The 26,101-nt window shown below is 56.1% G+C and carries 26 protein-coding genes and 2 pseudogenes; 12 read left to right on the top strand and 16 right to left on the bottom strand.

Annotation, left to right across the window (positions count from 1 at the left end; genetic code table 11):
* Positions 1-115: 115 nt before the first annotated feature.
* From emrR to ACQG0T_RS17800, 10 genes are all read right to left on the bottom strand, one after another.
* Positions 116-646, bottom strand: a complete 531-nt coding sequence (gene emrR, locus ACQG0T_RS17845) for a multidrug efflux transporter EmrAB transcriptional repressor EmrR (RefSeq protein ID WP_017694792.1) — start codon at positions 644-646, stop codon at positions 116-118.
* A 314-nt stretch (positions 647-960) separates the two neighbouring features.
* Positions 961-2,145 (bottom strand): MFS transporter, encoded by a 1,185-nt coding sequence (locus ACQG0T_RS17840; RefSeq protein ID WP_023304299.1) that lies wholly within the window; start codon positions 2,143-2,145, stop codon positions 961-963.
* Between the two features lie 200 nt (positions 2,146-2,345).
* Positions 2,346-3,341 (bottom strand): glycine betaine/L-proline ABC transporter substrate-binding protein ProX, encoded by a 996-nt coding sequence (gene proX, locus ACQG0T_RS17835; RefSeq protein ID WP_017382774.1) that lies wholly within the window; start codon positions 3,339-3,341, stop codon positions 2,346-2,348.
* Positions 3,342-3,350: 9 nt separating this feature from the next.
* Entirely contained in the window at positions 3,351-4,415 is a 1,065-nt protein-coding gene (gene proW, locus ACQG0T_RS17830) for a glycine betaine/L-proline ABC transporter permease ProW (RefSeq protein WP_015571659.1), read from the bottom strand.
* Positions 4,408-5,610 carry a glycine betaine/L-proline ABC transporter ATP-binding protein ProV gene (gene proV, locus ACQG0T_RS17825; protein WP_039269954.1) on the bottom strand — a complete coding sequence of 401 codons (1,203 nt, stop codon included), beginning with the start codon at positions 5,608-5,610 and terminating at the stop codon, positions 4,408-4,410. Before proV ends, proW begins: the two co-directional genes overlap by 8 nt.
* 333 nt (positions 5,611-5,943) lie before the next feature.
* Positions 5,944-6,903, bottom strand: a complete 960-nt coding sequence (gene nrdF / locus ACQG0T_RS17820) for a class 1b ribonucleoside-diphosphate reductase subunit beta (RefSeq protein ID WP_017382773.1) — start codon at positions 6,901-6,903, stop codon at positions 5,944-5,946.
* A gap of 9 nt (positions 6,904-6,912) precedes the next feature.
* On the bottom strand, positions 6,913-9,057 hold the full coding sequence (gene nrdE, locus ACQG0T_RS17815) for a class 1b ribonucleoside-diphosphate reductase subunit alpha (RefSeq protein WP_426723859.1): 2,145 nt from the start codon (positions 9,055-9,057) through the stop codon (positions 6,913-6,915).
* Complete coding sequence (gene nrdI, locus ACQG0T_RS17810) at positions 9,030-9,440, bottom strand: class Ib ribonucleoside-diphosphate reductase assembly flavoprotein NrdI (RefSeq protein ID WP_015571656.1); 411 nt, start codon at positions 9,438-9,440, stop codon at positions 9,030-9,032. Before nrdI ends, nrdE begins: the two co-directional genes overlap by 28 nt.
* On the bottom strand, positions 9,437-9,676 hold the full coding sequence (nrdH, locus tag ACQG0T_RS17805; RefSeq protein WP_017382770.1) for a glutaredoxin-like protein NrdH: 240 nt from the start codon (positions 9,674-9,676) through the stop codon (positions 9,437-9,439). Before nrdH ends, nrdI begins: the two co-directional genes overlap by 4 nt.
* Positions 9,677-9,919: 243 nt before the next feature.
* Positions 9,920-10,246, bottom strand: a complete 327-nt coding sequence (locus ACQG0T_RS17800) for a DUF883 domain-containing protein (RefSeq protein WP_017382769.1) — start codon at positions 10,244-10,246, stop codon at positions 9,920-9,922.
* Positions 10,247-10,404: 158 nt separating this feature from the next.
* Between ACQG0T_RS17800 and ACQG0T_RS17795 the strand changes: the two genes are divergently transcribed.
* Complete coding sequence (locus tag ACQG0T_RS17795; protein ID WP_006811693.1) at positions 10,405-10,749, top strand: DUF2002 family protein; 345 nt, start codon at positions 10,405-10,407, stop codon at positions 10,747-10,749.
* 32 nt (positions 10,750-10,781) lie between these two features.
* Here the strand turns inward: ACQG0T_RS17795 and alaE are convergent, their stop codons facing one another.
* Positions 10,782-11,231, bottom strand: a complete 450-nt coding sequence (gene alaE, locus ACQG0T_RS17790; protein WP_015571653.1) for an L-alanine exporter AlaE — start codon at positions 11,229-11,231, stop codon at positions 10,782-10,784.
* A gap of 496 nt (positions 11,232-11,727) precedes the next feature.
* On the opposite strand from alaE, the gene stpA reads away from it, so the two are divergent.
* Positions 11,728-12,132 carry a DNA-binding protein StpA gene (gene stpA, locus ACQG0T_RS17785; protein WP_252051868.1) on the top strand — a complete coding sequence of 135 codons (405 nt, stop codon included), beginning with the start codon at positions 11,728-11,730 and terminating at the stop codon, positions 12,130-12,132.
* A 37-nt stretch (positions 12,133-12,169) separates the two neighbouring features.
* Here stpA and ACQG0T_RS17780 read toward each other — a convergent pair whose 3' ends face one another.
* Entirely contained in the window at positions 12,170-12,349 is a 180-nt protein-coding gene (locus ACQG0T_RS17780) for a hypothetical protein (protein WP_032669335.1), read from the bottom strand.
* A gap of 342 nt (positions 12,350-12,691) precedes the next feature.
* Between ACQG0T_RS17780 and ACQG0T_RS17775 the strand changes: the two genes are divergently transcribed.
* A complete protein-coding gene (locus ACQG0T_RS17775) occupies positions 12,692-12,850 on the top strand; it encodes a YqaE/Pmp3 family membrane protein (protein ID WP_003862203.1) in 159 nt (52 codons plus the stop codon).
* Here ACQG0T_RS17775 and ACQG0T_RS17770 read toward each other — a convergent pair.
* Positions 12,847-13,776, bottom strand: coding sequence for a LysR substrate-binding domain-containing protein (locus tag ACQG0T_RS17770; RefSeq protein ID WP_015571650.1), 930 nt, complete (start codon positions 13,774-13,776; stop codon positions 12,847-12,849). The two genes, ACQG0T_RS17775 and ACQG0T_RS17770, sit on opposite strands and share 4 nt — an antisense overlap.
* 320 nt (positions 13,777-14,096) lie before the next feature.
* Here ACQG0T_RS17770 and ACQG0T_RS17765 point away from each other — a divergent pair, with 320 nt between their 5' ends.
* The 7 genes and pseudogenes from ACQG0T_RS17765 to ACQG0T_RS17735 all read left to right on the top strand — a co-directional run bounded on the left by ACQG0T_RS17765 (position 14,097) and on the right by ACQG0T_RS17735 (position 22,428).
* Positions 14,097-14,702 carry an ankyrin repeat domain-containing protein gene (locus ACQG0T_RS17765; RefSeq protein WP_015571649.1) on the top strand — a complete coding sequence of 202 codons (606 nt, stop codon included), beginning with the start codon at positions 14,097-14,099 and terminating at the stop codon, positions 14,700-14,702.
* 108 nt (positions 14,703-14,810) lie between these two features.
* Positions 14,811-16,352 carry an acyl-CoA synthetase FdrA gene (gene fdrA, locus ACQG0T_RS17760; RefSeq protein ID WP_271040433.1) on the top strand — a complete coding sequence of 514 codons (1,542 nt, stop codon included), beginning with the start codon at positions 14,811-14,813 and terminating at the stop codon, positions 16,350-16,352.
* Positions 16,352-17,767 (top strand): DUF1116 domain-containing protein, encoded by a 1,416-nt coding sequence (locus ACQG0T_RS17755; protein WP_023295309.1) that lies wholly within the window; start codon positions 16,352-16,354, stop codon positions 17,765-17,767. Before fdrA ends, ACQG0T_RS17755 begins: the two co-directional genes overlap by 1 nt.
* An 11-nt stretch (positions 17,768-17,778) precedes the next feature.
* Positions 17,779-19,356 carry a xanthine permease gene (locus ACQG0T_RS17750; protein WP_271040432.1) on the top strand — a complete coding sequence of 526 codons (1,578 nt, stop codon included), beginning with the start codon at positions 17,779-17,781 and terminating at the stop codon, positions 19,354-19,356.
* Positions 19,353-20,309, top strand: a complete 957-nt coding sequence (locus tag ACQG0T_RS17745; protein WP_017692798.1) for a carbamate kinase family protein — start codon at positions 19,353-19,355, stop codon at positions 20,307-20,309. The genes ACQG0T_RS17750 and ACQG0T_RS17745 overlap by 4 nt, the downstream gene beginning before the upstream one ends.
* 1 nt (position 20,310) lies before the next feature.
* Entirely contained in the window at positions 20,311-21,690 is a 1,380-nt protein-coding gene (locus tag ACQG0T_RS17740) for an amidohydrolase family protein (RefSeq protein WP_017692799.1), read from the top strand.
* Positions 21,691-21,815: 125 nt separating this feature from the next.
* Positions 21,816-22,428 (top strand): annotated as a pseudogene (locus tag ACQG0T_RS17735) (class I SAM-dependent methyltransferase).
* Here the strand turns inward: ACQG0T_RS17735 and ACQG0T_RS17730 are convergent.
* Positions 22,425-23,027 carry a short chain dehydrogenase gene (locus ACQG0T_RS17730; protein ID WP_017382759.1) on the bottom strand — a complete coding sequence of 201 codons (603 nt, stop codon included), beginning with the start codon at positions 23,025-23,027 and terminating at the stop codon, positions 22,425-22,427. The pseudogene ACQG0T_RS17735 and the gene ACQG0T_RS17730 overlap by 4 nt on opposite strands.
* A gap of 97 nt (positions 23,028-23,124) precedes the next feature.
* Here ACQG0T_RS17730 and ACQG0T_RS17725 point away from each other — a divergent pair, with 97 nt between their 5' ends.
* Both ACQG0T_RS17725 and ACQG0T_RS17720 read left to right on the top strand, forming a co-directional pair.
* On the top strand, positions 23,125-24,012 hold the full coding sequence (locus tag ACQG0T_RS17725) for a LysR family transcriptional regulator (protein WP_015571641.1): 888 nt from the start codon (positions 23,125-23,127) through the stop codon (positions 24,010-24,012).
* A gap of 20 nt (positions 24,013-24,032) precedes the next feature.
* Positions 24,033-25,214, top strand: a complete 1,182-nt coding sequence (locus ACQG0T_RS17720) for a PLP-dependent aminotransferase family protein (protein ID WP_271040431.1) — start codon at positions 24,033-24,035, stop codon at positions 25,212-25,214.
* Between the two features lie 26 nt (positions 25,215-25,240).
* Here the strand turns inward: ACQG0T_RS17720 and ACQG0T_RS17715 are convergent, their stop codons facing one another.
* Entirely contained in the window at positions 25,241-25,606 is a 366-nt protein-coding gene (locus ACQG0T_RS17715; protein ID WP_015571639.1) for a HigA family addiction module antitoxin, read from the bottom strand.
* Positions 25,607-25,616: 10 nt separating this feature from the next.
* Positions 25,617-25,917, bottom strand: a pseudogene (locus ACQG0T_RS17710) (type II toxin-antitoxin system RelE/ParE family toxin).
* Positions 25,918-26,101: the final 184 nt, after the last annotated feature.

Here is a 26,101-nt window from a genome sequence, read left to right as displayed (position 1 = left end):
TCTTTTTATTTTCACATCGGCTGAGCCGACCTGTTGTCAGAAAGGCCAGCAGTTTCACGTGCTGGCCTGTCAGTTTTTCTTTTTAGCAATCTGGAATGTTGAGCGGATCGTCGCGTTAGCGCAGCGCCTCAAGGATGACGCCGTCTTCATCCATCTGGTCCAGACGGGTGAGCAGCTTGCGAGTAATGTGCTCAAGCTGGTCGCGCTCGGCGGTGCTGAGGGCAGACCAGAGCTGGTGCAGGCAGTTGTGCTGCGGTGGCAGCACTTCGCGCAAGAATTCGTGACCTTTCTCGGTCAGTTGCAGATGCAGGCAGCGGCGATCGTTATCGCTTTCACGGCGTTCAATCCAGCCGCGCTTTTCCAGTTCATCCGCGATACGGGTCGCATTGGTACGGGATGACCCCAGCGCACAGCTCAGTTCCGACGGCTGAATGCTGTGATTTTCCTGAGACTCCAGCGTAATTAACGCCATAAACAACGTCTCGTTAATCCCCTGCGCTTTCAGCATCTTGTTACGATTTTCCAGCAGCTTACCCTGCATGTGCATGCACAGGCGGGTCAGCAGGATTTCCTGATACGGGAAATCCTCATGACGACTGGCGCGGAACTTAAGCATTTGTTCAATGGGCGTAAACGAACTATCCATTTTGGGCATAACCTCATTAATTACAGCCGATATAGTAACGACAGTGACAAATAATGTAAATGAATTATTTGTGCGGTTATATCCGCCAAACGTATGTCACCATCAGAAAGCGCCGGGTAAATCCGTGACCCGGTGAGCACAGAGAGCGTGGGGTGTGTACCCGCGAAAGAGGGGATGTGAGGACAGGGGTCTGAACTATTCATGCCGGTAGTAAATATGTCACCCACAGTAAAATTTCTGGGATAAATGATTACCGTTACCTTAACAGATGCAGGCCCCCTTTACACCCCAGGGGGCCCAAAGCAATGTAAAACTTAGTGAATTGCTTCCTGACGGTGATAGCCGCGCCACCATACCAGCAGATTTATCGCCGCGACGATGGCGCCGATGGCGCATACGCCCGTCCAGCCCGCATGCTGCCAGGCGGAGGCTGAGATTAGCGAACCCGCCGCGCCGCCGATAAAGTAGCTGGTCATGTACCCGGCCGTCAGACGGTTACGGGCATCCGGCTTCACGCGGTAAATCACGGTCTGGTTGGTGATATGTACACCCTGCACGGTGAGGTCGAGCACCAGAATACCGACAATCAGCGCCAGCACAGAGACGTGTCCGTACCAGATGGCCGCCCAGGAGAGCAGGAGTAAAACCAGCCCTGCGGAGGTGGTCATATGAGATTTGCCTTTGTCGGCCAGCCCACCCGCCGGGCGCGCGCCCAGTGCGCCAGCCGCGCCTGCCAGCCCGAACAGGCCAATCACGCCTTCTGAGTAGTTAAACGGCGGCGCGGCGAGCAGAAACGCCATCGACGTCCATAAGATGCTGAAGTTAGCGAAGGTGAGACACCCCAGAATGGCGCGCGTGCGCAGGAGTTTATCCCGGGTAAAGAGGCTGAAAACGGAGGCGAGGAGCTGCGGATAGTTCAGGTGATTTTCCTGCTTCACCCTTGGCAGGCCGCGCCACAGGGCCAGCGCCATGATAACCATCAGCACGCTCGCCACCCAGTAAACGGTGCGCCAGCCGCCGAGGCTCGCCAGCAGCCCGGCAACGGTTCGCGCCAGCAGGATGCCCAGCAGCAGGCCGCTCATGATAGTGCCGACCACTTTGCCGCGTTTTTCCGGGGAAGCCAGCGTCGCGGCGAGGGGAACCAGAATTTGCGCCACCACCGAGAACAGCCCCGTCAGCGCGGTGCCGATAATCATCATCGTTAACGACTGGCTGCTGGCGGTGATCAACATCCCGCCCGCCGCCAGCAGCGTCATGGAGACGATAAGCATCCGGCGCTCAAACATATCGCCTAATGGCACCAGGAACAGCAGCCCGGCCGCATAGCCGAGCTGTGCGGCGGTGACAATAAACCCGGCGGAGCTGGCTGAAAGATCGAAGGCGCGTGCGATGGTGTCGAGCAGTGGTTGTGCGTAATAGTTGCTGGCGACGGCCAGACCCGTTGCCACGGACATTAAAAGGATGAGTGCGGGGCTAAGCCCTTGAGTTGTTTTTGTCATTAGTTTCAGGAATCGTGAGTTAAGTGATTATTTTTCCGGAAACATAATAACCAATGATGGTGAATGTTGGGGAATTGTTACGTGGTGGATTGTGCGGTTAAGCCCCTCACCCCGGCCCTCTCCCCAAAGGGGAGAGGATGTATAAAGTCCCCTCTCCCCTTTGGGGAGAGGGTTAGGGTGAGGGGTAAGGGTTGTGTTTTTTACTTCTGCGCCTCAAGCGCCTCTTTCACCCAGCCATCGAACTGCTGCTGGTGGGCTTTGATCCAGCCATCCACGTGGCCTTTGATATCAGCTTCGGATGATTTACCCGCGTGCATCATCGCGTTCTGGGCGTTAATGTCTGCCAGCGGCAGTTTCATCACCGAGAACAGCTTCGCCGCCGCCGGGTTTTTCTCGGCCCAGGCTTTGTTCGCCACAATATGCATGGTGTTCACCGGGAAGCCATAGTTCATGCCGTTTGGCAGTTTGGTATCGATATCTTTCTGCTCGCCTGGCAGGGAGGAGAAGGGCACCTGCAACCACACCACGTCTTTGCCCGGCTTCAGCACGTCGCTCACCCAGTACGGCGTCCAGGTGTAGTAGATCACCGGCTTGCCTTCTTTAAAGCGGGCGATGGTGTCGGCCATCATCGCAGAGTAATTGCCGTGGCTCACGTCGACGGTCTTCGCCAGATCGAAGGCTTTGTTCTGGTGGTTAATCACCGCTTCACAGCCCCAGCCCGGCGAACAGCCCATCATGTCGGCTTTACCGTCACCGTTGGTATCAAACAGTTTTGCGATCTTCGGATCTTTCAGCTGTTCAATATTGGTGATGTGATATTTATCGGCGGTTTTCTTGTCGATCAGATATCCCTGCGCAGCGCCGGTCACAAAGGTGCCTTCGCGGTAGAATTTCTTGTCACCGCCTGCGGCGGCATACATGTCGTCGTGCAGCGGCTGCCAGTTCACGGCGGTAAAGGTGGCGTCACCGGAGGCAATGGAGGTATAGCCCACGTTGTAATCCACTTCGCTGGCGGTATTCACCGTATAGCCCAGTTTCTCCAGCGCACGGCTGACAATCTGGGTCTGGAAGGACTCTTCCGAAATGGTGCTCTGCACCGGCTGCACGGTAATGCCTTTGCCCGGCAGGTCAGCGGCAACTGCGCTGGTGGAGACAAGGGTCGCAAACGCTGTGGCAAAAAGTACGTTATGTCGCATCGTTGTTCCTTATTTTGTAAATGGGCGGGTGAGTAACCCGACAGGGCCGGTGGTGTACCAGCGACGGTTGCCGCGACTACGTGAATCACGACCGACAGCCTGGGTCAGGCGGTCAAGAATGATGGCGAGGATCACAATCCCGACGCCGCCGACGGTCGCCAGCCCCATATCGAGACGGCCAATGCCGCGAAGTACCATCTGACCTAACCCGCCAACGGCAATCATCGAGGCGATCACCACCATCGACAGCGCCAGCATCAGCGTCTGGTTAACACCTGCCATAATGGTCGGCATCGCCAGCGGAAGCTGAACCTTAAACAGCATCTGACGCGGGCTGGCGCCGAACGAGCGCGATGCCTCTATCAGATCCGCAGGCACCTGGTTAATGCCCAGAATGGTCAGGCGAATAATCGGTGGCAGGGCGAAGATAATGGTCACGACCACCCCCGGTACGTTACCGATGCCGAACAGCATCACGATAGGCACCAGGTAAACGAACGCTGGCGTGGTCTGCATCGCATCCAGCAGCGGGCGGATAATCTTCGCGGCCCTGGGGCTGCGCGCCAGCCAGATCCCCATCGGCAGGCCGATCACCACGCAGAACAGCAGGGCGGTCAGCACCAGCGCCAGGGTGATCATCGCCTGAGACCACGCGCCAATCGCGCCGATGGCAATCAGGGAGATGAGCGTGGCGATCCCCATACCCGCGCTGCCGAACTGCCATGCGATCAGCGAGAACAGGATAATCGCCACCGGCGCGGGCATGCCCAGCATCAGCTGCTGGAAGCCGTTCAGGATGTAATCCACCGGGATGCGGATCCCCTGGAACACCGGACGGAAGTGGGTAACGACCCAGTCGATCCCCTCCGTTACCCAGCTATCCAGCGGGATCAGCGTCTTGTGGAACGGATCCATAATATTGAAATGCTCTGGGGCAGGCGCTGGTGCGCTGTTGAGCCAGTCTGCCGCGCCGCCGCCATCGGCAGGCGCAGGCGTCGACCCCCACGCATCGGCAGATTGCGCCGCGCTGTCCGCTGCTTCAGTGGTGCCCCATGGGTTTGATTGATCAGCCATTGTTTGTCCCCTCGCGATCTAAAGCCTGTAGCAGCATCCGTTTTGAGATGATGCCAACGTACTGTTGTTCTTCACCGACGACCGGCACGGCGCACGGCGCCTGACCCACGTGAGAGAGCAACTCGCTGAGCGGCGTTTCGGCGTCCACGGCAAGCGGAGCGTCAATCAACGCCGCATCGATTCCCTGGTTTTCGCTCAGGGCGGTTTTCAGAGAGTCGATGGAGACCACGCCGACAAATTTATTGCCGCGTTCAACCAGATAACCGTATTCACGGTCTTCGTCCTGCAACAGCTTCAGCGCGGAGCGCGGGCCAAAACCTGGCGTTTTACGAATAATGCCGTTTGGTGTTCGACGGGCAATATCTTTCGCACTGAATACGTGGCTAATATCCACGCCGCGGAAGAAGGTGCGCACATAATCATTCGCCGGATTATTGAGAATTTCATCCGGTGTGCCGACCTGCACCACTTCACCATTTTGCATAATGGCGATACGGTCGCCAATACGCATGGCTTCATCCAGATCGTGAGAAATAAAAACAATGGTGCGCTGATGTTTGGCCTGTAATTTTACCAGCTCATCCTGCATCTCGGTGCGAATTAAGGGATCGAGCGCCGAGAAGGCTTCGTCCATTAATAAGATGTCCGGATTAATCGCTAATGCGCGCGCTAATCCCACACGCTGACGCATACCGCCGGAGAGTTCATCCGGATACGCATGAGCATAATTTTCCAGCCCGACCTGACGCAGTGCATCAAGGGCTTTTTCCTGACGTTCCTGAGCGGGCGTGCCGGCTAACTCCATGCCAAAGGCGGTATTATCGAGTACCGTCATGTGCGGCATCAGTGCAAATGACTGAAACACCATCGCAATTTTCTTTCTGCGCACCTCACGGAGTTCGGCGTCTGATATTCTGGCGATATCCACGCCGTCTATCAGCACCTGTCCGCGGGTGGGTTCAATCAGGCGATTGAGAAGGCGAACCATAGTGGATTTACCCGAACCGGATAATCCCATGATGACAAAAATCTCGCCTTCTTCAATGGCCAGACTGGCGTCTTTAACGCCAAGCGATAGCCCGGTTTTTTCCAGAATTTGCTCTTTCGTAAGGCCTTTCTCAATATATTTGAATGCGCGCTGCGGGTGCTCGCCAAATACTTTATAAAGATTTTTCACTTCTAATTTAATTGCCATGCAATAGAGAGTGTCCTGTTATTTGTTTATGTCGATATGATTACCATGGTAAATAGTTAACTGGCATTACCCTAACATACTCAGAATCTGAGACAACCCTGGACCGGCCTGAGGCCGGAATTTTGCCGCAAGCGAAACGGCTGAATTTCCCATGAATAAAGGGCTGAGGGCGGTTTGAATTTTTCTCAATTTTTTGCTGTTGCATGGGAGAATTTCGCCTGAATCGGTGTGATTCAGGCGAATATGACGGGGAAATTACAGTGTAGTACGTCGTGGAATATTCGGCTGGAAATAATGAAATGCAGAGTTAATTAATGAACGTTAATTCATTCATTAAAAATCCCAGTCCTCGTCTTGCGTTTCCACCGCTTTACCCATCACGTACGACGAGCCGGACCCGGAAAAGAAGTCGTGGTTTTCATCGGCGTTGGGCGACAGCGCCGCGAGGATCGCCGGGTTCACCTCCGCCATTTCTGGTGGGAATAACGCTTCGTAGCCCAGGTTCATCAGCGCCTTGTTGGCGTTATAGCAGAGGAAGGCTTTTACGTCCTCTTCCCAGCCCGTTCCGGCGTACAGCTCTTCGGTATAGCTCAGCTCGTTGTCATACAGATCCATCAGTAAATCGAGGGCAAAACCTTTGAGTTCCTCGCGTTTTTCCGCGCTGACTTTCTCCAGCCCTTTCTGATACTTATAGCCGATGTAATACCCGTGTACCGCTTCATCGCGGATGATGAGGCGAATCAAATCGGCGGTGTTGGTGAGCTTGCCCCGGCTCGACCAGTACATAGGCAGCCAGAAGCCGGAATAGAAGAGGAAAGATTCCAGGAACACGCTGGCGATCTTCTTCTTCAGCGGCTCGTCGGCCCGGTAATATTCCAGCACCAGATCTGCCTTGCGCTGCAATGACGCGCTCTCTTCACTCCAGGCGTAGGCCGCGTCCACGTCTCTGGTCTGGCACAGGGTGGAGAAAATCGAGCTGTAGGAGCGGGCATGCACCGCCTCCATAAAGCTGATGTTCGACATTACCGCCTCTTCGTGCGGGGTCAGCGCATCACTCATCAGCGCGGGCGCACCCACGGTATTCTGAATGGTGTCCAGCAGCGTCAGGCCGGTAAAGACGCGGATTGTCAGCTGCTGCTCGGCATGGCTCAGGGTTTGCCAGGCCGGAATATCGTTGGAGAGCGGGACCTTTTCCGGCAGCCAGAAGTTGCTGGTCAGGCGGTTCCAGACCTCCAGGTCTTTATCATCCTGAATTTTGTTCCAGTTAACGGCACTTACGCGTGACAGTTTCATCCTTTCTCCTTACAGCGCGCAGGACACGCAGCCTTCAATTTCGGTGCCTTCCAGCGCGAGCTGGCGCAGGCGAATGTAGTACAGCGTTTTGATGCCTTTCTTCCACGCGTAGATCTGCGCTTTGTTGATATCCCGCGTGGTGGCGGTGTCCGGGAAGAAGAGCGTCAGCGACAGCCCCTGATCCACATGTTTAGTCGCCTCGGCGTAGGTATCAATGATCTTTTCCGGGCCAATCTCATAGGCGTCCTGGTACAGCGCCAGATTCTCGTTGGTCATAAACGGGGCAGGGTAGTAGACACGCCCGGTTTTGCCTTCCTTACGGATTTCAATCTTCGACACGATGGGGTGGATGCTCGACGTGGCGTGATTGATATAGGAAATGGAGCCGGTTGGCGGCACCGCCTGAAGGTTCTGGTTATAAATGCCGTAGCGCATCACCTCTTCACGCAGCTGTTGCCACATCTCACGCGTCGGCAGGGTGATGCCAGCGCGGGCAAACAGCGCGCGTACTTTTTCGGTTTTCGGCTGCCAGTCGCCTTCCAGATACTGGCTGAAATACTCTCCGCTGGCGTAGCGGGACTGCTCAAAGCCTGCGAACCGCTGGTGGCGTTCGCGCGCCAGCATCATCGAGGTATGCAGCGCATGCCAGGTGATGGTGTAGAAATAAAGGTTGGTGAAATCCAGCCCTTCCGGGCTGCCGTAGGCGATGCCCTCCCGCGCCAGATAGCCGTGCAGGTTCATCTGCCCAAGGCCGATGGCATGCGACGCGGCGTTGCCCGCCTCAATGGACGGTACGCTGCGGATGTGGCTCATGTCCGATACCGCCGTCAGCCCGCGAATGGCGGTCTCTACCGTGCGGCCAAAATCGGGTGAATCCATGGTATGGACAATATTCAGCGACCCGAGGTTACAGGAGATATCCTTGCCCACGTCCGCGTAGTCGAGGTTTTCGTCGTAGCTGGACGCGCTGTTGACCTGCAAAATCTCCGAGCACAGATTGCTCATGTTGATGCGCCCGGCAATCGGGTTAGCGCGGTTCACCGTGTCCTCGTACATGATGTACGGATAGCCGGACTCAAACTGAATTTCAGCCAGCGTCTGGAAGAAATCGCGGGCGTTGATGGTTTTTTTGCGAATGCGATCGTCGGCCACCAGCTCGTCGTACAGCTCGCTTATCGCCACGTCGCCAAAGGCTTTGCCGTAAATCCGCTCAACGTCATACGGTGAGAAGAGCGCCATGTCGGCATTCTCTTTAGCCAGCTTAAACGTGATATCCGGGATCACCACGCCAAGCGACAGGGTTTTGATGCGGATCTTTTCGTCGGCGTTTTCACGTTTGGTATCCAGAAAACGCAGAATGTCCGGGTGGTGCGCGTGCAGATAAACCGCGCCCGCGCCCTGACGAGCGCCGAGCTGGTTGGCGTATGAGAAGGCATCTTCCAGCATCTTCATCACCGGGATGACGCCGGAAGACTGGTTTTCGATGCGCTTAATCGGCGCGCCCGCTTCCCGCAGGTTCGAGAGCAGAAACGCCACGCCGCCGCCGCGTTTCGAAAGCTGTAGCGCCGAATTCACCGCACGGCCAATCGACTCCATATTGTCTTCAATACGCAGCAGGAAGCAGGAGACCAGTTCGCCGCGCTGGGCTTTCCCACAGTTAAGGAACGTTGGCGTGGCGGGCTGGAAGCGACCGGAGAGGATCTCCTCCGTGAGTCTTTCAGCCAGCGCTTCATCGCCCTGCGCCAGCGTCAGCGCCACCATCACCACCCGATCTTCAAAGCTTTCTAAATAGCGTTTGCCGTCAAAGGTTTTCAGGGTATAGCTGGTGTAATACTTCCACGCGCCGAGAAACGTCTGGAAGCGAAAACCGCTGGCGTGCGCCCGTTCGAACAATGCCACCACGAAGGCGCGGTCGTAGCGGGTGAGGACACGCTCTTCGTAATAACCCTCTTTTACCAGCCAGTCGAGACGTTCCTGCTGGCTGCCAAAGACGACGCTGTTCGGGCGTACATGAGCGGCAAAAAAGGCGTCCACCGCCTCATGATCTTTGCCAAACTGAATGCGCCCCTCGCGGTCATAGAGGTTTAGCATGGCGTTTAATGCGTGGTAATCCGGCGTCGCCTGAATCACGCGTTCTGCGGTTGTCGTTGCCAAAATTCGTTCACTCCTTTACGCACGTTCTCTACGTCCTGCTGTGTCCCCATCAGTTCAAAACGATAGAGATACGGCACGCCGCATTTTTGAGAGATGACATCCCCGGCGCGAGCAAAGGCCTCGCCGAAGTTGCGATTGCCTGCGGCGATCACGCCGCGAATCAGCTGCCGGTTATGGGGATCGTTCAGAAAGCGGATCACCTGACGAGGCACAGCCCCTGCGGTGCCGCCACCGCCATAGCTGGGCACCACCAGAATGTAGGGTTCGTCTACCTGAATACGCTCCCGCTCGTTCAGCGGAATGCGTATCGCGGGCAGCCCGAGACGCTCCATAAACCGAAGCGTGTTTTCCGAGCTGCTGGAAAAGTAGACCAGCGTGCTCATGCACTGACGCCCTGAGCGGCAAGGCGGTTGATCATGTCCGGACGGAAGCCAGACCAGCTGGTGTCGCCGGCAACGACAACCGGAAGCTGACGGAAACCCTGCGCCCGCAGGGTGTCTGCCGCGTCGGGTACCTGATCAATATTGACCATCTCAAATGCCACGCCGCGGCTCTCCATCGCCCGTTTCGTGGCGTGGCACTGAACACAATCGTTACGAGTGTAAATAATAATGCTCATGATTCGTATTTCCATTTAGAATGAGAGAACGGCGCGAGTAAACGCGTCATGTTGTGTGTGTCTTTCTAAAGGGAATACTAGATGTAGTTGCGATAAGTTTCAACCACACAAGATATGGGAAATACAGATTAATAAGGCCCCAACGATGAGCCTGGCGGGGCAGGGCGGGCTGTGCGGGTTTTTCAGGCTGTCAGGCAAAGAAAAGCCCCGGCGCCTGAGGCGACCGGGGCTGAGAACGCGCGCTTACTTACGCAGGCTAAGCAGGGCGCCGACAAAAATCCCGACCGCCGCGACCGTTCCCAGCGTACAAAGTGGTTTTTCACGTACGAAGGTGGTGGCGCAGCTGGCCATGTCGCAGGCCGCCTGAGTGGTACGTGAGCGGCCATTCATCCTTGCCCGCGTTTCACGCAGCAGAGACTGAGCCTTACGTTTCGCGGCATCTGCTTCGTCCTTCGCGTCAGAGCCCCAGGATTTCAATACGGCTTCCAGCGTGTCCGCTAATTGGCTGACATCGTTACGAATATCCTGTGTGTCGTCATTAATATCGTTTCGGTTCGGTCTGTTAAACATACGATCCTCCATAATTTGTGTTCCCGTTTAGTTTAGTCCAGAAATGTAATATCTGAAGCGAGTCACGGCTTATCGGGCAGTTTATGGAATATTCTGAAAGCCCTGCTAATGCTGAATACTGTAAGGTTGCCGGGCAGGAATGATAATGAGGAAAAGATATGTATTTACGACCCGATGAGGTGGCGCGCGTTCTTGAAAAAGAAGGGTTCACCATGGATGAGGTAACATCAAAAGCGTACGGATATCGCCGTGGTGAGAATTATGTTTACGTCAACCGTGAAGCCAGAATGGGGCGTACTGCTCTCATTATTCACCCGACACTCAAAGACAGAAGCCTGTCATTTGCTGAGCCCGCCTCGGATATTAAAACCTGCGATCATTATCAGCAATTTCCGCTCTATTTAGGCGGCGAGACGCATGAACATTATGGTATTCCGCACGGTTTCAGCTCGCGTATGGCGCTGGAGCGGTTCCTGAAAGGGCTGTTTGGCGACGTACAATAACTCTGCGACTGGCCTGAGCCAGTCGCCTTACCTTACGCTTTTGCCTGGCTATAAGGACTGACTTTAAACAGGCGGCGGCAGTAGTCAAGAAAGTAACCGTACACCGCACCCATCAGCATAGATACCACGATATTTGAACTTACCGCAGCGGCGATTTGATGCCAGTCTGCGCCCACCGTCAGCAAAATAACCACATATACCGGGGACTGGAACGTCACGTAAGCCAGCACGTCCGCCAGGTTTTTTACCCAACCCGCCGGGCTAATACGCCGGGCTAAACGCATCACTGCATCGCGATACAGGCCGTACGGCCAGGCAATCATGATATTCACCGGAATGGCCACCAGGCGCGACGAGAGGGATTGCTCAAAGGACATTCCCGACAGGAAAATTTCAATCAGCATATTCACGACGGAACAGTAAACGACCATCGCGAACGTATCCGCTACCGCATGGCGCAGGCGAGACTGCGGTGAGAACATGTCTGAACTCCTCGAACAGGACAAAAAAGTGGCGTTTTACCTGCGGCCTTTAGTGCTTTAGGTTGGTTTGTTATGAGTGTATAGCGTATCTCTCTGGCTTTTAACTAACAAGTAGTGATTAATTTTTATTTACTGGCGCTTTAGCCATAAAATTCTCTAAAGTTGTGCGTTTTTTGCGCGCTTCGTTATTTTCTCTCCTTGTCCATATTTTATTAAAATAAATCAATGGATTAGTTTATCAGTGCGCGTGTGAAACCTCTGTTGTGTGGGAGAGTGGAGGCGGTTTTTTGAACTGTTTTAAACAGGGGTTTTTGGCCTGGGGAAGGGCGGTATATTACGCATTAAAACAGACATATATTTCGGGGTTATATTAACGGGGTATTCTAAAACATTTACAATAATGTCAAAACGTCAGGGTGGGTAGATATCAGAACAAAAATCAATTATTCTGTTGCTTGATTTATGTTATACACACGAAGAAAGGTTTTTCATTATTATGGCTTTAACGTTACAGAATCTTAATAATATTCGTACCCTCCGGGCGCTGGCACGTGAATTATCCATGGGTGTTCTGGAAGAAGTGCTGGAAAAATTCCGGATTGTCACTGAAGAAAAACGCAGCGAGCAGGCTGAATTAGAGCGTCAACGCGCTGAACAGCAGGATAAAATTAATGCTCTGCTGGAACTGATGAAAGCTGACGGTATTTCTCCGAGCGATCTGTTAGGCAGTGATCTGGCGCAGGCGGGTCAGCCGACGAAAAAACGTAAAGCGCGTGCGGCGAAATATCGTTTTATTGACGCGAACGGTGAAGAAAAAACCTGGACTGGCCAGGGGCGTACGCCAAAGCCAATTGCAACCGCACTGGCAAACGGTAAATCGCTGGACGATTTCCTGATCTGATGATTATTCGGGCGGTGTATTCCGCCCGATTATTGACTTAGCAGACGCCAAAGTCACCGTCTTCGGAGTACAGAACCACGTCCGCCGATTTCAGGTGATATTTCTCGCCCTGCTCATTGCTGGCCTGCACAGCCACAATGTTTTCACCATTCACTTCGAGCACTTTCAGTTTCGGACCGCCCTGACGCGGTTGGACATAATCACCGACAGAAAACATAGCACCTCCTCATCATTGTCATGATCTTCACCATAGCCCACGTCCGGGGGCGGGGTACAGCCTAATCTTTCAGATACTCCTTATCAGGTACGTCGGTTCCACGGCATCACTTTCAACAATCAGCGCGTTTGCCTGCTGCGGCGAAATAAGAGGAAGAGACATTGCGTTTCCTTACGGTCAATTTCAGAACAGTAGAGCATTTAAGGCGGGGGTTTAAGCCAGTGTAAAGAGGGTAAAGGCAGGTAAAAGCGCGAGAGACGCATGGCAGTTAACCGTAAACTGGCTACGCTTAGAGAAGTGTCTTTTATAATTTTCAATTGGTTAGCTTGCACGGAGTTTTTTATGGGTTTTTGGCGCGTTGTTTTTACGATTATTCTCCCGCCGCTGGGCGTGCTGCTTGGCAAGGGGCTGGGCTGGGCGTTTATTCTGAATATCCTTCTGACCATCCTGGGCTACTTCCCCGGTCTTATCCACGCGTTTTGGGTTCAGACGAAGAGCTAGGTACGCCACAGTAAGTCACTGTAGATCCGGGTCAGCACGCCTTCCGGGCCAAACTGCTGTTTGATCCAGCGCGTGACCTGACCGGTCGCCGCATGCTGCGTGGCGAGCAGCATGCGCGAATCCTGACGTGGATTATTGATCCGCCGCGTTACCAGCAGCCCGTCCTCCACCGCCTCACGCGTCATATATTCCGGTAAAAAGCCAATACCTTCCCCCAGGATCTGACACTGGCATTTCGTGTTGAAGTCCGGCACCAGAATCGCCTCCTGACCGTGAAGCAGCCAGCCCACCTTCTTGTTGATGGTATGCGCGGTGTCCTCGACCATGATATTGGGATACAGACGCAGCTGACTTTCGGAAATGGGCTCCGGGGCGAACGCCAGCGGATGCGTGGGCGCGATGGCAAATACCCAGCGGATCGCCCCTATCTCGGTGTAATCAATGCCGCCGCCGTCCAGCAGCGTATCCGGCGCGCCAATGGCGATATTGGCCTGATTATTAATGATGGAATCCCAGACGCCGTTATACACCTCGGTCGTCACCGTGATCTGGCAGGTGGGAAACTGTTTTTTCAGCACCTGGAGCAAACGCGCGGTATGGCGTGGCGTATACAAAAGCTGGTTTATGCAGATGCGCACCCGCGTCTCAATGCCCTGAGAAATGGTATCAATCCCGCGCTTGATGGCATGAAAGTCATTCAGCAGGTCGGTCGCTTTACGATAAAAATAAAAACCGGATTCGGTCAGCTCAATGCTGCGCGTGTTGCGTACAAACAGCACCACGTCCAGTCCGGTCTCCATGCGTTTGATGGTGTAACTGATGGCGGAGGTGGTTACGCCCAGCTCGGCAGCCGCTTTGCTAAAACTGCCAAAACGTGCCGCGGTGGTGAAGGCCAGCAAATTCTCTTCGGTAAAGATGGAATTCATATTATGGCTCCTGGTGACCATCAGTTTTGAACATATTTTAACAGCGGCGTTACATCATAGTTGATGTCGATCACAGTTCTGGATTTTTACGTAGAACCGCGCTGTGTAAGGCTTTTTCAGCCATAAGGATAATGCAGCCTGAAGCGCGTAAAAGCGGTAAAACATAAGAAAAAGGTTGCACAGACGCACATTTCTCCCGGACCGTTGAATTTAACTCAACAATGAATTGCGTGTCGATGAATCATTTTTAAGCGGATTCTTTTATGACCAGGCTGTTGCTATTCTCAGGTCATCAGAAGTGAAACATAGGGAGTCTGAATATGTCTGCAACTGCACTGGTTACAGAATTTCTGCTAGCGGCAGAAGAGGGCAATATCGACGCGCTAAAAGCCTGCCTGGAGAAAGGCGTTGATATTAACGCGACCAACCGCCAGAAAAGAACCGCCATTATTATTGCCAGCCTGAAAAAGCATTACGCCTGTGTGGAGTTTTTAATTGCCGCCGGGGCGGATATTGATAAACAGGACCAGACCTGTTTTAACCCCTTCCTGATCGGCTGCCTGACCAATGATTTAACCCTGCTGCGCATTGTCCTTCCGGCAAATCCGGATCTCGATCGTCTGACGCGCTTTGGCGGCGTGGGCATTACCCCTGCCAGTGAAAAAGGGCACGTTGAAATCGTGCGTGAGCTGCTGGAAAAAACCGACATCAACGTCAACCACACCAATTTTGTCGGCTGGACGCCGCTGCTGGAGGCCATCGTATTAAACGACGGCGGCGCAAAGCAGCAGGAAATTGTGAAGCTGCTGCTCGATCACGGCGCGAACCCGCACATGACCGATAAATACGGCAAAACCCCGCTCGAACTGGCGCGGGAAAAAGGCTTCAACGCGATCGCAGACCTGCTGCTGGCGGCAGGCGCATAGTGCATTCGGTCAGCCTTCCCCTGGCTGGCCGTTAATCAATAAACGCATTGTTACCGACGTGCATTTAGCACGACGGCGGCCCCCTTTTATCTTAAACAGGTGAAAATAATGCCAACCAAAATCGTCATAAAAAAGAATACGTATTTCGATTCGGTTTCCTTAATGTCGGTTTCCACCAAAGCCAATAAATTGCCGGGCGTCGAGCAGGCGTTTGTGGCGATGGCGACGGAAATGAACAAAGGGGTATTAAAAAACCTCGGGCTATTAACGCCGGAATTAGCGGACGCGAAAAACGGCGACCTGATGATCGTTATTAAAGGCGACGCGGCGAATGAGGAAACCCTCGCCGCCATTGAAGCGTTATTCACGCGTAAAGAGCGCACTGGCTCCCATGAAGCACGCTACGCGACGATTGCCAGCGCCAAAACCCATCGTCCGGACAGCAACCTTGCGGTGATTTCCGTCAACGGCACCTTCGCCGCACGGGAAGCGCGCCAGGCGCTGGAAAACGATCTTAACGTGATGCTGTTCTCCGATAACGTATCGCTCGACGACGAGCTGGCGCTGAAGCAGCTGGCGCATGAAAAGGGTCTGCTGATGATGGGGCCAGACTGCGGCACCGCCATTATCAACGGCGCGGGGCTGTGCTTCGCCAATGCGGTGCGTCGCGGGCAGATTGGCATCGTTGGTGCCTCCGGCACCGGCAGCCAGGAGCTGAGCGTGCGCATTCACGAGTTCGGCGGCGGCGTGTCGCAGCTGATTGGCACCGGCGGACGCGATCTCAGCGAGAAGATCGGCGGCCTGATGATGCTCGATGCCATCGACATGCTGGAGGCGGACGACGCGACCCGGGTGATAGCGCTCATCTCCAAACCGCCTGCACCCGCGGTGGCTGAGAAAGTACTGGCCCGGGCACGCGCCTGCCGCAAGCCTGTGGTTGTGTGCTTCCTGGGCAGCAACGAACCGCCAGCCGATGAAGACGGTTTACAGTTTGCTCGTGGCACTAAGGAGGCGGCCCTGAAAGCGGTGCTGCTTACCGGCATTAAAAAAGACGACCTGGATTTACATCCGCTCAACTGGCCGCTGATCGAAGAGGTACGCGCCCGCCTGACGCCGCAACAGAAGTACATTCGCGGCCTGTTCTGCGGCGGCACCCTGTGCGACGAAGCGATGTTTGCCGCGCTGGAGAAATTTGACGATGTTTACAGCAACATCCAGCCGGATCCGGCCAGGCGTCTGAAAGATATCAGCGTCAGCCAGGCCCACACCTTCCTTGATTTCGGTGACGACGACTTCACCAACGGCAAGCCACACCCGATGATCGACCCGACCAACCGCATCAGCCGCCTGCTACAGGAGGCGCGCGATCCGCAGGTGGGGGTGATCGTGATGGATTTCGTGCTTGGCTTTGGCGCGCATGACGATCCGGTTGGGGTGATGATCGAGGCGATCAAAGAGGCACAGGCGATCGCGAAAGCCGACAACCGTCCGCTGGAAATTCTCGGCTACGTGCTCGGCACCGATCAGGATCCGCAGTCGTTGGCGCAGCAGTGCCAGCTGCTGACTGACGCAGGCGTCATCTGGGCCAGCAGCAGCACCAATACCGGATTACTGGCACGCGAATTTGTCTGCAAAGGGGAGAGAGCATAATGACGACTTTATTCAACCAGCCGCTGAACGTGATTAACGTCGGGATTGCGATGTTCAGCGACGACCTCAAAAAACAGCACGTTCCCGTGACCCAGCTCGACTGGACGCCGCCGGGGCAGGGCAATATGCAGGTGGTGGACGCGCTGGATCGGCTGGCGGAAAAACCGCTGGCGGAGAAAATTGCCGCCGCGAACAAAATTGCCCTTGAGCGGATTATTCAGTCCCATCCGGTGCTGGTGGGCTATGACCAGGCCATCAACGTGGTGCCGGGCATGACCCGCACCACCATTCTGCACGCCGGTCCGCCCGTCTCCTGGGAGAACATGTGCGGGGCAATGAAAGGCGCGGTTACCGGCGCGCTGGTGTTTGAAGGGCTGGCGAAAGATCTGGACGATGCGGCAAGGATCGCCGCCTCCGGAGATATTACGTTCTCGCCTTGCCACGAGCATGACTGCGTGGGCTCGATGGCGGGCGTCACCTCCGCGTCGATGTTTATGCACATCGTTGAGAACAAAACCTACGGCAACCGCGCCTTCACCAACCTCAGCGAGCAGATGGCGAAGATCCTGCGCATGGGGGCTAACGACCAGAGCGTGATCGAGCGCCTGAACTGGATGCGCGACGTGCTCGGCCCGATGCTGCGCGACGCGATGAAGATTATCGGCGAAATCGACCTGCGCCTGATGCTGGCCCAGGCGCTGCACATGGGCGACGAGTGCCACAACCGCAACAACGCGGGCACCACGCTGCTTATTCAGGCGCTGACGCCGGGGCTGATCCAGGCGGGCTATCCGGTGGCGCAGCAGCGTGAAGTGTTCGAGTTTGTCGCCAGCAGCGACTACTTCTCCGGTCCGACGTGGATGGCGATGTGTAAGGCCGCGCTGGATGCCGCCCACGGCATTGAGTACAGCACCGTCGTCACCACCATGGCGCGCAACGGCTACGAGTTCGGCCTGCGCGTTTCCGGCCTGCCGGGGCAGTGGTTCACCGGCCCGGCGCAGCAGGTGATCGGCCCGATGTTCGCGGGCTATAAGCCGGAAGACTCCGGGCTGGATATCGGCGACAGCGCGATTACCGAAACCTACGGCATCGGCGGCTTTGCAATGGCGACGGCCCCGGCCATCGTTGCGCTGGTGGGAGGCACGGTGGAGGAAGCCATCGATTTTTCTCGCCAGATGCGCGAAATCACCCTCGGCGAAAACCCGAACGTCACCATTCCGCTGCTGTCGTTTATGGGCATCCCGACCGCCATCGACATCATGAAGGTCGCGGGCAGCGGCATTCTGCCGGTCATTAATACCGCCATTGCCCACAAGGACGCCGGGATCGGCATGATTGGGGCGGGCATTGTTCACCCGCCGTTTAGCTGTTTTGAAAAGGCGCTGTTAACCTTCCGCGATCGCTACGTTCTATAAGGTATGCATCCATGAAAAACATGAAACTGGAGTGGAAAAGAGGTGACTGGGCAGCTTATTTCGGGTTGATGACCAACAACCTGACCAATTTGCTGACCATGATGGGGCTGCTCATTTTTGTCGTCGGCATCCCGAAGGAGATTGTTTATGGACGCATCGCGCCAGCCTTCGGGCTGGCGGTGCTGGTGGCGAGTCTTTGCTATACGTGGTTTGGCCTGCAAATGGCGCGCGCCACCGGACGAACGGACGTCACCGCGCTGCCGTCCGGCCCAAGCGCGCCGTCGATTTTTACCGTGACCTTCCTGGTCTTAATGCCGGTTTACCAGCAAACCGGCGATGCGGATTTCGCGATTCAGATTGGCCTGGTGTGGTGCTTTGTGGAAGCGATGATCCTCGCGGGCGGTTCCTTCCTGGGGGAAACCATCCGCAAGATGATCCCGCGTACCGTGCTGCTGTCGTGCCTGTCCGGTCTTGGCCTGCTGCTGGCGATGAACCCGATGTTGCAGGCGTTCGAAGCGCCGACCGTGTCGTTTATCGTCCTGCTGCTGATCTTCATTAACTGGTTCGGTAAAAAGCCGATTTTTGCCAAAATCCCGACCGGCCTGCTGCTGTTAATTGCCGGTACTCTGCTTGCGTGGATCTCCGGCCTGCAAAGCCCGGATGCCATTAAAGCGTCCATGTCATCATTCGGCTTTAACCCGCCAGAAGTGCACGTGGACAGCTTCATGCAAGGACTGCCGCACGCGCTGCCGTATCTGGCGTCCGCCGTACCGCTGGGGCTGGCGAACTACATCTTTGACCTGGAGAACATCGAAAGCGCCCACGCGGCGGGGGATGAATACCCGACCCGCAAGGTAATGCTGGCGAACGGTCTGGCCTCGATGCTCGGCTGCCTGATGGGCAATCCGTTCCCGGTCACGGTCTACGTCGGCCATCCTGGCTGGAAAGCGATGGGCGCCAGCATCGGCTACACCCTGGCGTCCGGCGTGACCATGTTCATCGTGCCGCTGTTCGGGCTGGGGGCCTTTATGCTCGCCATCATACCGATGACCGCCATCGTGCCGATTCTGGTGTTTATCGGCGTCGTCACCGCCAACCAGGTGGTGAGGGAGACCCCGAAAGTGGAGGTACCCGTCATCTTCATCTGCCTGTTCCCGTGGATCGCCAACTGGGCGCTGACCATGATGAACAGCGTGATGAGCGCGGCGGGGACCAGCGCGGCGAAAATCGGCACCGACGTGCTGCACAGCAAGGGGATCTACTACGAAGGCCTGATGCATCTCGGCAACGGCGCACCGCTCGCCAGCATGCTCTGGGGCTGTATCGCCATCTTCGCCATTATCAACAAACCGCTGCGTGGGGCCGTCGCGGCGGCCGGTGGAGCGCTGCTGGCGCTGTTTGGGGTGATCCACGCGCCGGTGGTGGGCTTTGCCGAGGGCAGTTCCCTGATGTTCGTCACGGCCTACCTGATGATGGGCGGGATGTTTGTGGTGAAGCATGTGCTGGATACCTCTGTTAATCCCCCTCTCCCTGTGGGAGAGGGCCGGGATGAGGGCACCAGAACGCACCTTCTAAAGGAAACAAAATGAAAGAGCTTATGGTCGTCGCCATCGGCGGCAACAGCATTATCAAAGACAACGCCAGCCAGTCGATTGAGCATCAGGCGCAGGCGGTCAAAGCGGTGGCTGAGTCGGTGCTCGAAATGCTGGCCTCGGACTATGACATCGTGCTCACCCACGGCAATGGCCCGCAGGTGGGGCTGGATCTGCGCCGCGCCGAAATCGCCCACGAGCGGGAAGGGCTGCCGCTGACCCCGCTGGCAAACTGCGTGGCAGATACCCAGGGCGGGATCGGCTACCTGATCCAGCAGGCGCTCAACAACCGCCTGGCGGCGCGCGGGGAACAAAAAGCGGTCACGGTCGTCACCCAGGTGGAGGTGGATAAAAACGATCCTGGCTTTACGCACCCGACAAAACCCATCGGCGCGTTCTTCAGCGAGGCGCAGCGCGACGAACTGCAACTTGCGCACCCGGACTGGCATTTTGTTGAGGATTCAGGCCGGGGCTATCGCCGCGTGGTGGCTTCACCGCAGCCGCGGCGCATCGTTGAGTCGGATGCCATCAAGGCGCTGACGCAGAAAGGATTTGTGGTGATCGGCGCGGGCGGCGGAGGCATTCCTGTGGTGCGCAGTGAACAGGGCGATTACCAGAGCGTGGACGCGGTGATAGATAAAGATCTCTCCACCGCGCTGCTGGCGCGCGAGATCCGCGCCGACGTGCTGGTGATCACCACCGGCGTGGAGAAAGTGTGCATCCACTTCGGCAAGCCGAATCAACAGGCGCTGAGCACTGTGAACGTGGCGCAGATGACGCGCTACATGGAAGAAGGGCATTTTCCGGCGGGCAGCATGTTGCCGAAAATCGTCGCCTCGCTGGAATTTTTACGCCATGGCGGCAGGCGGGTGATCATTACCTCGCCGGACTGCCTGCCCGCGGCGCTGCGCGGTGAAACGGGTACCCACATTGTTAATGAAGGAAGATAAGATGAGTGAGAATAAAAGCCGCCGCGAGTTTATCAGCCAGAGCGGCAAAATGGTTACCGCCTGCGCGCTGTTTGGCGCCACGGGTTCCGTCGCGTATGCTGCCGATTCAGCAAAGGCAACCTGCGAGACGGGTAAACCGATGAACATCACCGCAAAACATTACTATCTCGACAACGTGCTGCTGGAAGCCGGGTTTAACTTCGACGGCAGCGTGGCGACAAGTACCCGCACCGAGCTGAAAACGCTGGAAATCAAAGACGGGAAAATCGTCGCCCTGCGCGACAACAACAGCCACGCGGACGCGACCCTGCCGCACTTCGACGCGGGCAAAAAGCTGATGCTCCCGGCGATGCGCGACATGCACATCCATCTGGATAAAACCTTCTACGGCGGCCCGTGGCGCTCCCTGAACCGTCCGGCGGGCACCACCATTCAGGACATGATCCGCCTGGAGCAGAAGCTGCTGCCGGAGTTACAGCCCTACACGCAAGAACGCGCCGAAAAGCTGATCGACCTGCTCCAGTCCAAAGGGTCCACCATCGCCCGCAGCCACTGCAACATAGAGCCGGTTTCCGGCCTGAAAAATCTGGAAAATTTGCAGGCGGTACTGGCGCGCCGGGGCGCAGGCTTTGACTGCGAAATCGTTGCCTTCCCGCAGCACGGCCTGTTGCTGTCTCATTCTGAAAAGCTGATGCGCGAGGCGATGCAGGCGGGGGCGCATTACGTGGGCGGGCTGGACCCGACCAACGTCGACGGCGCGATGGAGAAATCCCTCGACACCATGTTCCAGATTGCGCTGGATTATGACAAAGGGGTGGACATTCACCTGCATGAAACCAGCCCGGCGGGCGTGGCGGCGGTGAACTACATGGTCGAAACCGTGGAGAAAACGCCGGCGCTGAAGGGGAAGCTGACCATCAGCCACGCCTTCGCCCTGGCGACGCTTAACGAGCAAGAGGTGGATGAGATCGCCACCCGCATGGCGGCACAACAGGTGACCATCGCCTCCACCGTGCCGATTGGCACTCTGCACATGCCGCTGAAGCAGCTGCGTGATAAAGGCGTGTTTGTCATGACCGGTACCGACAGCGTGATCGACCACTGGTCGCCGTACGGTCTGGGGGACATGCTGGAAAAAGCCAACCTCTACGCCCAGCTCTATATTCGCCCGAATGAGCAGACGCTTTCGCGCGCGCTGGGCATCGCCACCGGCGACGTGCTGCCGCTGAACGACAAAGGCGAGCGCGCGTGGCCGAAAGCGCAGGATGACGCCAGCTTTGTGCTGGTGGATGCCTCCTGTTCCGCCGAGGCCGTGGCACGCATCTCTCCGCGTACCGCGACCTTCCACAAGGGGAATCTGGTCTGGGGCTCTGTGGGCTAATGTGGTGCCGGGTGGCGCTGCGCTTACCCGGCCTACGGTTCGGAGATTTTGTAGGTCGGGTAAGGCGAAGCCGCCACCCGACAATGCAGTATACTGCTATGCACATTCTTAAAGAGGGATCTGCCATGGCACAAAACATCTACGACAATCCGGCGTTTTTCGAAGGCTACGCTCAGCTTCCGCGCTCAGGGCGATGCTGCCGGATTTAACCGGCAAATCGGTTATCGATCTCGGCTGCGGCTATGGTTGGTTCTGCCGCGCGGCGCGTGAGCTGGGCGCGTCTGACGTCACGGGCGTGGATATCTCCGAAAAGATGCTCGCCCGCGCAGTGGAGCTCACCGCCGATCCACAGATTCACTATCAGCGTAGCGATCTGGAGTCTCTCAAGCTCAACGAGAACAGCCTCGATCTGGTCTACAGCTCGCTGGCGCTGCACTACCTGCCGGAACTGGACACGTTGTTCGCCCACGTTCAGCGCGCGCTTAAACCCGGCGGTTGCCTGGTCTTCTCAATGGAGCACCCGATTTACACCTGCGCCTCCCGTCAGGGCTGGCAGAAGGGGTGATTAAATACCACCGTACGCTGGGCACCACGCTTAACGCGCTGATCAAGGCCGGATTAACAATAAGCGAAGTCAATGAGTGGGGACCAACGCAGGCGCAAATTGACGCCTGGCCCGCGCTGGCAGAAGAGGCAGAGCGCCCGATGCTGGTGCTGATCGCCGCCCGTAAGGCTTAATAACCGACTTTATACACCCGCCCGCTCTGCACCCCTTCGACGCTGCGGCGGTAAGCCTGCGCAACGGTCGCGGCGGGAACGCTTTCAAAGCCCGGGAAGAAGCCGTCGTACGCTTCGGCGGATTCGGTCAGCACCGTCGGGCTGATCAGATTAATGCGAATACCGCGCGGCAGTTCACAGGCCGCGGCGCGCACAAACCCTTCCAGCGCGGCGTTAACCGTGGTGGCATTCACGCCCTGGGCAATCGGCTCGTGCGCCACAATCCCGCTTATCAGCGTAATCGAGCCACCTTCGTTCAGGTAGTGCTGGCCGGTCAGCGCCAGACGAACCTGCCCCAGCAGCTTATCCTGCAAACCCTGGTTGAACTCGCCGTCGGTCATGGTTGAGAGCGGGCCGAAGTGCAACCCTCCGCTGGCGGAGACAATCGCATCCACCGGACCGATCTTTTTGAACAGCGCCTGCACGCTCGCCTGCGAGGTGATATCCACCTGATGATCGCCCTGCGTGCGACCCACGCGGATCACCTCGTGGCGACGGCTTAGCTCTTCTGTCACAGCACGACCGACGGTACCGCTGGCACCAATAATGACGATTTTCATAGAAGACTCCTTATGTTGTGAGCCTTCATTCTTTAATAAATAAAAATTCAGATAAACTGGGCTGATGTTAGAAGATTGCTAACCAGAGGTTCGTAATATGGATAAGCTTCGCGGCATGGAGACGTTCATCGCGGTGGTGGAAAGCGGCAGCTTTACCGGCGCGGCGGCCCGGCTGGAGATGTCGGCGGTAATGGTCGGGAAGTATATTGCGCAGCTGGAATCGCAGCTCGGTACGCGGCTGCTGGAGCGCAACACCCGTCGCCAGAGCCTGACGGATGCCGGACGCGTTTATTTCGAAGAGGCCAGGCGCGTGCTGGAGCAGGTCTCGATTGCTGAAAACGCGGTTGAGCGTCTGCGAGCCACGCCCGCCGGCACCCTGCGCGTGACGGCGCCTACCTCGTTTGGCGGCTGCGTTATCGCGCCTCTGACGGCCACGTTTTTGCAGCGTTACCCGGAAGTGCGCATCGAACTGGATCTCACCAACCGAATGGTGGATCTGGTAGAGGAAGGGGTCGATCTGGCCATTCGTATCGGTGAGATCCGTAATGAGGATCTGGTGGCGAAATATCTGTGTCCCTACAACATGGTGATCTGCGCCGCGCCGGATTATCTGGCGCGTCACGGTACGCCGCAAACGCCAGCCGATCTGGTGGATCACCTGTGCCTGTCGCACACGGTCTGGACGGCGCGTAACGAGTGGCGGCTGCCGGGAGTGGAAGGCGAAGTGCGCTGGAAGCGTGATGCCGTCTTACGATGCAATGACGGCTACGGCTTACGCATGGCGGCGCGAGCCGGGGCGGGACTCCTGCTGCAACCGGAAGTGCTGGTGGCGGAAGAGCTGGCGAGCGGCAGGCTGGTTCGGGTTCTGGAAGCGTTTACGCCCGCGCCGAGGCCGGTGCATTTACTGTGGCGTCAGGATTTGCGGCCGCTGCCTAAGCTAACGGAATTTATTGCCCATATTCTGCTAAGATTGGGCACAATATAAAAAAAGAAGGTAAGTAAAGAATGTCTGCAAACAAACTCGCCAGCAGCGCGCAGGGCCTGCAATCCTCTGCCATCCGTGAATTATTAAAACATAGCAAAATGGCAGGCGTGATTTCGCTGGATGGCGGTATTCCAAATTCGGACCTGTTCGATCATGAGGGTTTAAAAATCGCTGCTGATGCCGTGCTGTCTCAGCATTTTGGCGAAGCGTTCCAGTATGGCCTGACGGAAGGCGTCCCGGGGCTGCGCGAAGAGATCCAACGCATCTGTGAAGGTCGCGGCATCGCCTGTAAAGCCGATGACGTGGTCATTACTTCCGGCTCGCAACAATCGCTTGACGTGCTGGCGCGGGCGTTAATTAACCCGGGCGATACGGTCGTCGTGGAGCGGCCTACCTACCTCGCCGCGTTGCAGGTCTTTGGCCTGGCGCAGGCGAATTTTGAATCCGTTGGCACCGACGGCGACGGCATGAAAGTGGATGAACTTGAAGCGCTGGTAGCCACCAAAACCATCAAAGCGGTTTATATCGTGCCAACCTTTGGTAACCCGGGCGGCGTGACGCTCTCCGAAGCGCGTCGTAAACAGCTGGTGGAATTATCGAAGCGCTATGACTTCGTGATTATCGAAGACGACCCGTACAGCGAGATCAACTACACCGACGAAGCGTTCCGCCCGCTGATTGCTCATGCCAAAGATATCGGCAATGAGGATAACGTGGTGTACACCTCCACCTTCTCTAAAATCCTCGCGCCGGGCACCCGCGTGGGCTGGGTGCTGGTGCCGGAGTGGCTGAAGCGCGCGGTGGTGAACCTCAAGCAAACCACCGATCTGCACACCAGCACGCTGTCGCAGCTGATGACGTACGAGTATCTGAAAACCGGTCGTCTGGCGAATCAGATTAAAATGATCCGCGAAGCCTATCGCCAGAAATACCAGACCTTTGCAACGGAACTGGAAGCGGAGCTGGGCGATGTGATGTCGTTCCACAAGCCAAAGGGCGGCATGTTCCTGTGGGCGAAAATGAACAACGGCATCAATACGACGAAATGGCTGGAAAAAACGTTGAGCAACGGCGTCGTGTTTGTGCCGGGTGAGTTCTTCTACTGCAACGAGCCGGACCATACCACGCTGCGCATGTCTTTCGTTACCCCAACGGATGAGCAGCTTAAAGAAGCGGTTCGACGCCTCAAAATTTCCCTGTAACAGGATGCGCATAATGGCAGATGCCGTTATGCGCTGTTCCCGTGCAGGGTAACGTCTGGCTTGCCGGATTTTCGCTTCGCCATGACTTCCGCAACGGTTTTTATCCGGCTTAACTCCTCCTGCGTGCGGGAGTTAGATTGCGCTTCCCAGATATCAACGTTTAGCTGTAAGTTCAGCCAAAATTCAATAGTGGTATTAAAGGCTTTTGCCAGTTTGATCGCCATATCGGCAGTAAGTTTGCGATTGTTATTGACCAACGCGCTTACGGTATTGCGGTGTACATTTAGCATCTCTGCCAGATCGTTGATTTTCAGATTGAGCGGTTCAAGATACTCATACTGCAACACCTCGCCCGGCGTGGTGGGTTTGCGGAGTGCCTGTTGAAGTGTCATAGGTGATGCCTCACTTGTGTTGCGTGTACTTGTGTGGAGAGAGGATAGAGATCGTCTGCTTTTCCCTCTGACCAGCGAAATACAAGCCTGTATTGTCTGTTTACCCGGATAGAGGAATATCCCTTCAACGGAGGACTCAATGCTTCATACATATTGCCCGGTGGCGATCGTAAATCCAGGTGCGACATGGCCGCATTGATGATGTCGAGCTTTCTTGCAAGCGCTGTTTCCAGATTCAAAGGAATAACATTGCTCGATCTCCCGTAGAGAAAAAAATCCTCAAGCCATTGATCCCGAAAATGATTAATCATAATGCTGGTAAGCTCCAGTCCTTGAAGCTGAGTGGATAGTAATGCACTCCTGCACTGTGCACAAGTGCGTTTTGTCTGCGAGTAATATTACCCTGGTCATGGCTGAAGGGAAGTGTGATGCATGACTAAAGGTTAATTCTTCGAGGCGGATTCCACGTCTTGCGTGCGGATTAATGCCCGGCGG

It is taken from the genome of Enterobacter cloacae complex sp. 302F9 (assembly GCF_050030335.1).
GTDB lineage: Bacteria > Pseudomonadota > Gammaproteobacteria > Enterobacterales > Enterobacteriaceae > Enterobacter > Enterobacter hormaechei_C.
Note: the sequence above shows the minus strand (reverse complement) of the source record. Positions and strands in the feature narration are given on the sequence as shown.